The following is a 10,697-nucleotide window of genomic DNA, read 5'->3' as shown; positions in this document are numbered from 1 at the left end:
CCGGCGCGGTCGCGACGGCGGCGGCGGGACGGGCTTTCGGCGCGGCCAGCAGCGGCGCGCCCGGGGCCAAGGCCAGCACTAGGGCGGCGGACAGAAGGAGTCGTTTCACGGCGTTTCCCCACGCAACGGCGGTTGACGTCCGCCACTTCAGTGATATTCTCAATATATCGATCAATTGTCCATATTGTGAGAATTGATCGTTGGATCGAGTTCGATCCTTCCCCGTTCTGCCTGACCTCGTTCCCCCTGAGGTCGCAGGAGCGCCGGCTTGGCCAGCGCTCCTTTCTTTTTGCCTTAACGGCTCCCGGCTCTCCCCTTTTCCGTAAAACCCCCGCGGAAGCGGGGGCCCAGGTGTTTTGTCGTCGAGCGCCACGCGTTTCAGAAAAAGCCTGGGTCCCCGCTTCCGCGGGGATTTTACGGGGTAGAGAACCTTTTAGGGCCGCCCCGCGCAGCTGGGCTCGCCGCGCGCCGAGGCGTCGGCCACGCCCGGCAGCACCAGCTTGGAGACCGGAACCTTCGCCCCCCGCAGCCCCTTGGCCACGATGCCGGCCGCCATGCGCGCACCCAGCTCGTTGGGGTGGGTGGTGTCGTTGATGCCTTCGGGGTGGCTGGCGATCTTGTCGGCCGCCGAATAGATCATGAAGCGCTTGGCGCCCTCGGCCTCGCCCATCTTCTGCAGGGCCGCCTGGCTTTCCTTGTCCAGATCGATCAGCGGCGTCTTCGTCTCGGCCGCCACCCGCCGCACGGTCGCCGAATAGGGACCGTGGGTGTCCTGGATCTGGCCGTCCTTGAAGATCAGCTTGGCGATCGGGGTGATCAGCACCGGCTTGCCGCCGGCCGTCCGCACGTCGGCCACGAACCGGCGCAGGTTGTCGGCATAGGCCCCGTTGGGATCGGTGAAGCGGACGATCTTCTTGGTGTCGGCGTCGTTGTGGCCGAACTGGATCAGGACGGTGTCGTCCTTCTTCAGCTGCGCCATCAGCACCGCCCACAGCCCCTCCTCCTGGAAGGTCTTGGTCGAGCGGCCGCCGCGGGCCAGGTTGACGATCTCCGCCTCCGGCTTCAGCGAGCACTTCAGCACCATGCCCCAGCCCATCTGCGGGAAGCTTCCCGAGTTGTAGTTGGCGGCGGTGGAATCGCTGGCGATGACGATGCGGTTGGGATCGGCCAGGGCGGCGGGCGCCGCCCCCAGCACGAGAGCGATGGCGAGGGCGGCGGCGACTTTCATCAGCGGGTCTCCGCCAGGATTGAACGATCGATCTCGGAGACGGAATTGACGCCGGTCAGCGCCATGGCCACCCGCATCTCCTTCTCCATCAGGTCGAGCAGCTGGGTCACCCCCGCCTGCCCGTTGGCCGCCAGGGCGTAGACGGCGGCCCGGCCCAAGAGGACGCCCTTGGCGCCCAGGGCCAGCATCCGCACCACGTCGAGGCCCGAACGCACCCCGCCGTCGGCGAGTACGGTCAGCTTGTCGCCGACGGCCTCGGCGATGGCCGGCAGCGCCTTAGTCGAGGACAGCACCCCGTCCAGCTGGCGGCCGCCGTGGTTGGACACCACGACCCCGTCCGCGCCGATGTCGGCGGCGGCCTTGGCGTCCTCGGGATCGAGCACGCCCTTGATGATCAGCGGCCCCTTCCAGGACTCGCGGATCCATTCCAGGTCCTTCCACTGGATCGAGGGGTCGAAGTTCGCCCCCAGCCAGCCCATGAAGTCCTCCAGGCCCGTATTGCCCTTCAGCACCGGGGCCACGTTGCCCAGGGTGTGGGGACGGCCCATCAGGCCGACGTCCCACGCCCATTGCGGCCGGCCCACGGCCTGCAGCATCCGGCGGAGCGAAGCGTTCGGACCGCTCATGCCCGAATGCGCGTCGCGATAGCGGGCCCCCGGCACGGGCATGTCGACGGTGAAGACGAGCGTCGTCGCCCCCGCCGCCGCCGCCCGCGCCAGGAGGTCGCGCATGAAGGCGCGATCCCGAAGCACATAGAGCTGGAACCACAGCGGCCGGCTGGAAGCCGCCGCCACTTCATCCACGTCGCACACCGACACCGTCGACAGACACAGGGGCACGCCCTTGGCCGAAGCCGCGCGCACCGCCTGGCACTCGCCCCGACGGGCGTACATGCCCGTCAGGCCGACCGGGGCCAGCACCACCGGCATGGACTGCTCCACGCCGAACAGGCTGGTCGCCGTCGAGACCCTGGACACGTCCTTGAGCACCCGCTGGCGCAGGGCCAGGTCGGCGAGGTCGGAGACGTTGCGGGCCAGGGTCCGCTCGGCATAGGCGCCGCCGTCGATGTAGTCGAAGAGGAAGCGCGGCAGCTTGCGCCGCGCCGCCTCGCGGAAGTCGGTGGTCGACGAGATGATCACGGGACTACTGCAGGTTCACGAACGCGCCGCCGTCCACCAGCAGGGCCGCGCCGGTGACATAGTTGGCCAGGTCCGAGGCCAGGAACACGATCGGGCCGGCCAGGTCGTCGGGCTCGCCCAGGCGGCCCAGCGGGATGCGGCCGCTCATGTATTCGCGCTTGGCGACGTCGGCCAGGTCTTCCTTGTTGATCGCGGTCTCGATCGTGCCCGGCAGCACCGAGTTGCAGCGAATGCCATACTTCCCGAGCGCGATGGCGGTCGACTGCATGAGACTGTGCACGCCGGCCTTGGTCGGGGTGTAGTGCGTCTGCATGCCGCCGCCCACCAGGGCGCTGATCGAGGAAACGGCGATGATCGAGCCGCCATGGCCCTGCTTGACCATCTGGTTGGCCGCCGCCTGCACCATGTAATAGGCGCCGTGCAGGTTGACCTTCATGGTCCGCTCGAGAACCTCGGGCGGCATGTCGAGGAAGGCGTGGAACGGGCAGATGCCGGCGTTGTTGACGAAGACGTCGACCTTGCCGAAGGCCGCGACGGCGGCGTCGACGAAGGCCTTGGCCGTGGCGACCTCGGCCACGTCGCCCTTCACGGCGATGGCGCGGCGGCCCAGGGCCTCGATCTGCGCCACGGCGTCGGCCGCGCCGGCCTCGTCGGAGTGGTAGTTGATCGCCACGTCGGCGCCATGACGCGCGGCGCCGATGGCGGCCGCCTTGCCGATGCCGCCCGAGGCGCCGGTCACCAGCACCACCTTGTCCTTCAGAAGCATAGTTCCTCCGTCATACATACGCGCGGGAGGCGTCAGGTCTTGGCGCCCGAACCCCGCTTACCGTTCCAGCCCAAATCGCGGCTGATCGCGTCGGCGGCCAGGCGGACGTCGTCCACCAGGCCGGTCATCCGTTCGTCGTCCATGTACTGAGCAGCGCCCGAGACGCTGATCGCGGCGACGATCTGACCGCCCGCCCCGCGCACGGGCGCGGCCACGCAGCGAATGCGGTCTTCGTTTTCCTCGAGGTCGAAGGCGACCCCGCGCTGGGAGTAGTCGCGCATCCACGCGATCCACTGCTCTTCGTTGGGCGCGCCGGCGGCGGCCGGGCCTTCCTTGCGATAGAGCGCCCGCCAGCGGGCTTCCTCGTCGTCCAGCACCAGGGCCTTGCCCAGGCCGGTCGAGCGGATCGGCTGGCGATCGCCCACGCGCGAGGAGATGTTGATGCGACGGCGGCCGGTCAGCTTGTCCAGATAAAGAGCCCGGTCGTCGTCGAGCACGCCCAGGTGGACGGTGTCTTCCAGCTCTTCCCACAGCTTTTCCAGGTGCGGGCGCGCCACGCGCGGCAGGTCCATCTGCTGGCTGGCCAGATAGCCCAGTTCGAGCAGCTTGGAGCCAAGGCTATAGCCTTCGCGCGGCGTTTGGGTGAGCATACGTCGTTCGACCAAGGCCGTGGCCAGCCGGTGGGTGGTGCTGCGGGTCAGGCCGAGTCGCGCGGCCAGGGCCGGCAGGCCGATGGCGCCCGCGTCGGCCACCACGTCGAGCACGTCCAGGCCGCGAAACAGCGTCTGGCTGCCGCTTGGGCTCTTGGTCGCCGCGCCTTCGTCGTCAGCCACTGGTTCCGCTCCCCTTGACGTGCTGGGTTTCATTTTGTAGCACTACCTCTCATAATATGGAACGCAAGACAAGGGCTCGCTTCGCGACTCTTCGGGTCACGGATCTACCGCGGCGAGCGTGTCATACGATGTTCTGGGGAGGTAGCGCGAACATGTGTTCGCGCCGTTCGGCGGCCCCGCTGGCGCGCCCTCCCCCGGTTTGGGGTTGATCCGGTCGAGCGACCGGGCGTTGTTGGAGCACTAAGATGCCGCTTCCCTTGATCAAGCATGTCCGGGCCTTCGTGGTCCGCGGCGGCGGCGCCGATTATCACGACCAGGGCGAAGGCCACTGGATCGACGATCACATCGCCACCCCGATGTCGCGCTATCCGGAATACCGCCAGAGCCGCCAGAGCTTCGGCATCAACGTGCTGGGCACGCTGGTCGTCGAGATCGAGGCCGTCGACGGCACGATCGGCTTCGCGGTGACCACCGGCGGCGAGCCGGCCGCCTACATCGTCGAAAAGCACCTGGCCCGCTTCCTGGAAGGCCGCGACCCGACCGAGGTCGAGAAGATCTGGGACCAGATGTACTTCTCCACCCAGTACTACGGCCGCAAGGGCCTGGTCGTGAACGCCATCTCGGGCGTCGACCTGGCGCTCTACGACCTGCTGGGCAAGCTGCGCCAGGAGCCGGTCTACGCCCTGCTGGGCGGCAAGGTTCGTGACGAGCTGACCTTCTACGCCACGGGCGCGCGTCCGGACCTGGCCAAGGAGATGGGCTTCATCGGCGGCAAGATGCCCCTGCACCACGGCCCGGCCGAGGGCGAGGAAGGCCTGCACAAGAACATCCAGGAACTGGCCACCATGCGCGAGCGCGTGGGCGAGGACTTCTGGCTGATGTTCGACTGCTGGATGTCGCTGGACCTCAACTACGCCACCAAGCTGGCCCACAAGGCTCACGAGCTGGGCCTGAAGTGGATCGAGGAGGCGCTGAGCCCCGACGACTATTGGGGCTATCGCGACCTCAAGAAGAACGCGCCCAAGGGCATGCTGGTCACCACCGGCGAGCACGAAGCCACCCGCTGGGGCTTCCGCATGCTGCTGGAGATGGAATGCTGCGACATCATCCAGCCGGACGTGGGCTGGTGCGGCGGCGTCACCGAGCTGATCAAGATCGCCAACCTGGCCGACAGCAAGGGCGTGATGATGATCCCGCACGGCTCGTCGGTGTACAGCTACCATTTCGTCATCACGCGCCATAACAGCCCGTTCGCCGAGTTCCTGATGATGGCGCCCAAGGCCGACGAGGTCGTGCCGATGTTCCATCCGCAGCTGATCGGCGAGCCCGTGCCGGTCAACGGCAAGCTCAAGCTCGGCGACGCGCCCGGCTTCGGCGTCGAGCTGAACCGCGACATCGCCCTGCACCGTCCCTATCCGCGGTAAGCCGCGCCTTTCCTCCCCCATTTCCCCCTAGAGCCAGAAGATCATGAAACTGCTGCGTTACGGCCCGCGGGGCGCCGAAAAGCCCGGTCTGCTCGACGCCGAAGGCAAGATCCGCGACCTGTCGGGCCACGTGTCCGACATCACCGGCGCCGAACTGTCGCCCGAGGGCCTGGCCAAGATCGCCGCCATCGACCCGGCCACCCTGCCGGTGGTCGAAGGCTCGCCGCGCTACGGCGTGCCGATCGGCAATGTCGGCAAGTTCCTGGCCATCGGCCTGAACTTCGCCGACCACGCCAAGGAAGCCGGTCTGGAGCCTCCGCCCGAGCCGATCTTCTTCACCAAGGCGATCTCGTGCCTGAACGGCCCGAACGACCAGGTCATGCTGCCCAAGGGCGCCGAGAAGGGCGACTGGGAAGTCGAGCTGGGCGTCGTGATCGGCAAGCGCGCCCGCTATGTCGAGCAATCCGAAGCCCTGGACTACGTCGCCGGCTATGTGCTGGTGAACGACGTCTCCGAGCGCGCCTTCCAGAAGGAGCTCGGCTCGCAGTGGGACAAGGGCAAGGGCTGCGACACCTTCGGTCCGGTCGGTCCGTGGGTCGTCACCGCCGATGAGGTCGGCGACTGCCAGAACCTCGACATGTGGCTCGACCTCAACGGCAAGCGCATGCAGACCGGCAACAGCAAGACGATGATCTTCGGCGTCGCCGAGCTGATCGCCTATATGAGCCGCTTCGTCACCCTGGAGCCGGGCGACATCCTGACCACGGGCACCCCTCCGGGCGTCGGCGAAGGCCAGAAGCCGGAAAAGATCTTCCTCAAGGCCGGCGACGTCATGGAGCTGGGCATCGAGAAGCTCGGCAGCCAGCGTCAGGAAGTCATCGCCTGGACCAAGGAAGGCGTCTCGTGACCGTCTACGCCAACCGCTTTGCAAACCGCGCCGCCGTCATCACCGGCGGCGCCTCGGGCCTGGGCAAGGAAACCGCCCGCCGCCTGGTCGCCGAAGGCGGCAAGGTCGCCCTGTGGGACGTCAACGCCGAGGCCCTGAAGGCCGCCGCCGAGGAAATCGGCGCCACCTTCACCTACGCGCTGGACGTCTCCGACGAAGCCCAGGTCGCGGCCGCCACGGCCGCCAGCCTGGAAGCCCTTGGCAAGATCGACGTGCTGGTCAATTCGGCCGGCATCACCGGCGCCACCGTGCCGGTGCACGAGTTCCCGCTCGACAGCTGGAAGCGCGTCATCGACATCAACCTGAACGGCCTGTTCTACTGCTGCCGTTCGGTGGTGCCGCACATGCTGGCGGCCGGCTACGGCCGCATCGTCAACGTCGCCTCGGTGGCCGGCAAGGAAGGCAATCCGAACGCCAGCGCCTATTCGGCGTCGAAGGCCGGCGTGATCGGCCTGACCAAGTCGCTGGGCAAGGAACTGGCCGGCAAGGGCGTGATCGCCAACGCCCTGACCCCCGCCACCTTCGAAAGCCCGATCCTCGAGCAGCTGCCCGCCAGCCAGGTCGAGTACATGCGCTCGAAGATCCCGATGGGCCGTCTCGGCGAAGTCGAGGAAAGCGCCGCCATGGTCTGCTTCATGGCCAGCGAAGAGTGCAGCTTCACCACCGCCGCCACCTTCGACACGTCCGGCGGCCGGACCACCTTCTAAGCTTTTGTATCCGGGCTCGTCCGCCCTTCGGGGCGGGCGGGTTCAAAGGGAGGAACCATGGCGTACGCGGGTCCGATCATCGACGCCCACATGCACCTGTGGGACCTCGACAAGCACTACTATTCGTGGCTGCAGGACGACCCGCTGCCCAACAATCCGGCCGGCGACATGAGCCTGATCGCCGGGAAGGACTACCTGCCCGCCGACTACGCCGCCGACGCCCTGCCCTGGCGCGTCCAGAGCCTGGTCCACGTCGAGTGCGGCCTGCCGACCGACAAGCAGCTTTCCGAGACCGACTGGCTGGAAGGCCTGGCCGACGCCGGCGCGCCCATCGGGGCCATCGTCGCCGGGGCCAATCTGGACGATCCCAATGTCGAGCTGCTGCTGGAAGCCCACGCCGAGCGCCCGCGCGTTCGCGGGATCCGCCAGATCGTCAATTTCCACCAGAACCCGGCCAAGACCTACGGCCCGTCCGACCTGCTGCTGAACGACCAGTGGCGCCGGGGTTTCGCGCTGCTGGCCGACCACGGCCTGTCGTTCGACCTACAGCTCTATCCCTCGCAGATGGCGACGGCCGCCGCGCTGGCCGACGCCCATCCCGACATCCCGCTGATCGTCAACCACGCCGGCATGCCGACCGACCGCGACGATGAAGGCCTGGCGCTCTGGCGCTCAGGTCTGGCGGACCTCGCCAAGCGCCCCAACGTCTCGTGCAAGATCTCGGGCCTGGCCATGGTCGACCGCGCCTGGACGGTGGAAAGCCTGCGCCCGTTCGTCCTCTACGTGATCGAGGCCTTTGGCCCCGAACGCAGCATGTTCGCCAGCAACTTCCCGGTCGAGAAGGTGCACGGAAGCTTCGACGCCTTCTACCGCGCCTACGACGCCATCACGGCCGATTTCAGCGACGCCGAGCGCCAGCGCCTGTTCGCCGGCACGGCCGCCGACATCTACCGCATCGCCTGACAACCATAAAAAGACGCCCGGAGGACACCCCATGAGCAGCAAGATCGAAGGTCGCCCGATCGCCTTCCGCATGCAGCTGAAGGCCGGCGTCGCCGCCGAGTACGAGCGCCGTCACGACGAGCTGTGGCCGGACCTGGCCGAGGCCCTGCGCGGCGCGGGCATCTACGACTATTCGATCTTCCTCGACGAAGAGACCATGAGCCTGTTCGCCGTGCTGCGCCTGAAGCCGGACAACAACAAGGACGCCCTGCCCCTGCAGCCCGTGATGAAGCGCTGGTGGGACTTCATGGCCGACCTGATGGAGGTCCACCCCGACAACAAGCCCGTCGAGTGGCCGCTGAAGCCCGTCTTCTTCTTCGAGGGCTGAAGACCGTGAAGCGTCCCGCCCTGATAGGCCTCGCCGCCGCCCTGCTCGCGACCACCGCCCTCCATGGGGCGACTCTGGCCGAGCCGACGCGCTACGTCATGACGGCGTTCACCAACGCCAGCCAGTCGAACATGAGCATCTACGACTCGGCCGACGGTACGCGCTTCACCCTGCAGAAGCCGCTGGCCTACACCCCGCCCAAGGGGCTGATCCGCGACCCCAGCGTGCTCAAGCGCAAGGACGGCTTCTACTACGTCGCCTACACCACCGGCTGGACCGGAAACACCATCGGCCTGGCCCGCAGCAAGGACCTGGTCGACTGGACCTTCCTGCGCGACGTCACCATCGACGTGCCCGGCGTCACCAACAGCTGGGCGCCCGAGTGGTTCGTCGACACCGACGGCTCCGAGCACCTGATCCTGTCGGTCTCGACCACCGGCATCGGCGGGCAGTTTCAGCCCTACCGCATCACCGCCCAGGACGCCGACCTGACCGCCTGGAGCGCGCCGCGCCCGCTGTCGGGCATGGGTCCCAACTACATCGACGCCTTCGTCGTGCGCGAGGGCTCGCAGTACCAGGCCTTCGCCAAGAACGAGACCACCAAGTACATCGAGCTGCTGACCGCCCCCTCGCTGGACGGCCCCTGGCAGGTCAAGGGCGGCGGCGACTGGGCCGGCTGGGGCAAGTTCCTCGAAGGCCCCGCCGTCACCCGTACCCCCGACGGCGCGTGGCGCGTCTATTTCGACGAGTACATGGCCAAGCGCTACTGGTACTCCGACAGCAAGGACGGCTTCCGCACCTGGACCAAGAAGCAGGAGCTGCCCGAGCTTTCCGGCACCGTCCGCCACTTCACCGTGCTCAAGGAAGGCGGCGACCAGGCGATCGCGGAGAAGCCCGCTGAAGCCCACAAGATCACCTGGGACAAGTACTCCCTGAAGGTCGACGGCAACCGCATCTACTCCTGGGGCGGCGAGTTCCACCCCTTCCGCGTGCCCAGCCCCGACCTGTGGCGCGACATCCTCCAGAAGATGAAGGCCAGCGGCTACAACACCGTCGCGATCTACATCGACTGGGGCTACCACTCGCCCAAGCAAGGGGTCTACGACTTCAGCGGCGTGCGCGACATCGATCGCGTGCTGACCATGGCCAAGGAAGAAGGCCTCTACGTCATCACCCGCGCCGGGCCCTACGTGAACGCCGAGCTGACGCGCGGCGGCTTCCCCGGCTGGCTGGTCAACCAGCAGGCTCGCGCCCGTACCGACGCGCCTGAATACGTCCAGGCCGCCGACGAGTGGCTGAGCCAGATCAACAAGGTCATCGCCCGCCACCAGCTGACCACCGGCCAGGGCACGGTCATCGCCCACCAGATCGAGAACGAGCTCGACGTCGTCGGCGCCCCGCAGCAGCGCTACATGCAGTGGCTGGCCGACAAGGCCCGCGCGGATGGGATCACCGTCCCGCTGTTCCACAACGACAAGGGCCGCAACGGCTACTGGGTGCCCAAGGACTCCAAGGTCCCCGGCACGGTGGAAGGCCCGACCGACCTCTACGCCTTCGACGGCTATCCGGGCGGCTCGTGCAAGGTCGACTCCACGCCGTCGGCGGCCGGTGTCGCGCCCGACTGGGGCCTCTACGGCGCCGGCGGGGCCAAGGGCGGCGCCTCGGCCAGCCCCAACACCCCCGGCTTCGCGGCCGAGTTCGGCGGCGGCTGGTTCGACTACTGGGGCAGCAACGGCGACTACGACTGCACCGCCCTCCATCGCGGCGTCGGCTACCAGCGGGTGTTCTACGGAACCAACATCGCCAACGGCCTGACGATCCAGAGCTTCTACATGACCTATGGCGGCACCTCGTGGGGCTGGCTGCCGGCCCCGGTGGTGTTCAGCTCCTACGACTACGGCTCGGCCATCGACGAGGCCCGCGGGCTTCGCGACAAGGCCAAGGTCATGAAGCAGATGGGCCAGTTCCTGAACGCTGTTCCGGACCTCACCCGCATGGACAAGGGCGAGTTCGTCACGGTCTCGAACGACAAGGTCCGCGTCTACCACAACGTCAACACCGAGACCGGCAGCCACCTCTATGTGGTGGTCCACAATCCCAGCAGCGCCACCGGCGACGAGGCCTTCTCCTTCAAGCTGAAGACCCGCGACGGCGAGTACGTGGTCCCCTCGCGGATCAAGGGCCAGGACAGCAAGATGCTGATGGCCAGCTACGACCTGGGCGGCCAGCGGCTGGTCTATTCGACGTCCGAGATCCAGACCCACCTGCCCTGGAACGGCGGCGATCTCGCCCTGCTCTACGGCCGCGCCGGCGAAGCCGGCGAG

General features: G+C 67.6%; 10 protein-coding genes. 6 read left to right on the top strand and 4 right to left on the bottom strand.

The window, feature by feature from the left end; all coding sequences use genetic code 11:
• Nucleotides 1-433: 433 nt before the first annotated feature.
• The 4 genes from DMC18_RS11450 to DMC18_RS11435 are packed head-to-tail and all read right to left on the bottom strand — an operon-like array spanning nt 434 to nt 3,999.
• Nucleotides 434-1,228, bottom strand: coding sequence for a rhamnogalacturonan acetylesterase (locus DMC18_RS11450; protein WP_110122021.1), 795 nt, complete (start codon nt 1,226-1,228; stop codon nt 434-436).
• On the bottom strand, nt 1,228-2,367 hold the full coding sequence (gene lldD / locus DMC18_RS11445) for an FMN-dependent L-lactate dehydrogenase LldD (protein ID WP_110122022.1): 1,140 nt from the start codon (nt 2,365-2,367) through the stop codon (nt 1,228-1,230). Before lldD ends, DMC18_RS11450 begins: the two co-directional genes overlap by 1 nt.
• Before the next feature lie 4 nt (nt 2,368-2,371).
• Complete coding sequence (locus DMC18_RS11440) at nt 2,372-3,133, bottom strand: SDR family NAD(P)-dependent oxidoreductase (RefSeq protein ID WP_110122023.1); 762 nt, start codon at nt 3,131-3,133, stop codon at nt 2,372-2,374.
• 32 nt (nt 3,134-3,165) lie between these two features.
• Nucleotides 3,166-3,999, bottom strand: a complete 834-nt coding sequence (locus DMC18_RS11435; RefSeq protein WP_110122024.1) for an IclR family transcriptional regulator — start codon at nt 3,997-3,999, stop codon at nt 3,166-3,168.
• Nucleotides 4,000-4,211: 212 nt separating this feature from the next.
• On the opposite strand from DMC18_RS11435, the gene rhmD reads away from it, so the two are divergent.
• The 6 genes from rhmD to DMC18_RS11405 form a co-directional block, all read left to right on the top strand.
• On the top strand, nt 4,212-5,390 hold the full coding sequence (rhmD, locus tag DMC18_RS11430; RefSeq protein ID WP_110122025.1) for an L-rhamnonate dehydratase: 1,179 nt from the start codon (nt 4,212-4,214) through the stop codon (nt 5,388-5,390).
• Nucleotides 5,391-5,433: 43 nt separating this feature from the next.
• Entirely contained in the window at nt 5,434-6,297 is an 864-nt protein-coding gene (locus DMC18_RS11425; RefSeq protein ID WP_110122026.1) for a fumarylacetoacetate hydrolase family protein, read from the top strand.
• On the top strand, nt 6,294-7,043 hold the full coding sequence (locus DMC18_RS11420) for an SDR family NAD(P)-dependent oxidoreductase (protein ID WP_110122027.1): 750 nt from the start codon (nt 6,294-6,296) through the stop codon (nt 7,041-7,043). Before DMC18_RS11425 ends, DMC18_RS11420 begins: the two co-directional genes overlap by 4 nt.
• A gap of 57 nt (nt 7,044-7,100) precedes the next feature.
• Nucleotides 7,101-8,006: an amidohydrolase gene (locus DMC18_RS11415; protein WP_110122028.1), complete on the top strand. Its 906-nt coding sequence runs from the start codon at nt 7,101-7,103 to the stop codon at nt 8,004-8,006.
• 31 nt (nt 8,007-8,037) lie between these two features.
• Nucleotides 8,038-8,373, top strand: a complete 336-nt coding sequence (locus DMC18_RS11410; protein WP_110122029.1) for an L-rhamnose mutarotase — start codon at nt 8,038-8,040, stop codon at nt 8,371-8,373.
• Between the two features lie 5 nt (nt 8,374-8,378).
• A partial coding sequence (locus DMC18_RS11405; protein WP_146218051.1) for a beta-galactosidase occupies nt 8,379-10,697 on the top strand: 2,319 nt, incomplete at its 3' end.

Source organism: Caulobacter sp. D5, from assembly GCF_003185805.1.
GTDB lineage: Bacteria > Pseudomonadota > Alphaproteobacteria > Caulobacterales > Caulobacteraceae > Caulobacter.
Note: the sequence above shows the minus strand (reverse complement) of the source record. Positions and strands in the feature narration are given on the sequence as shown.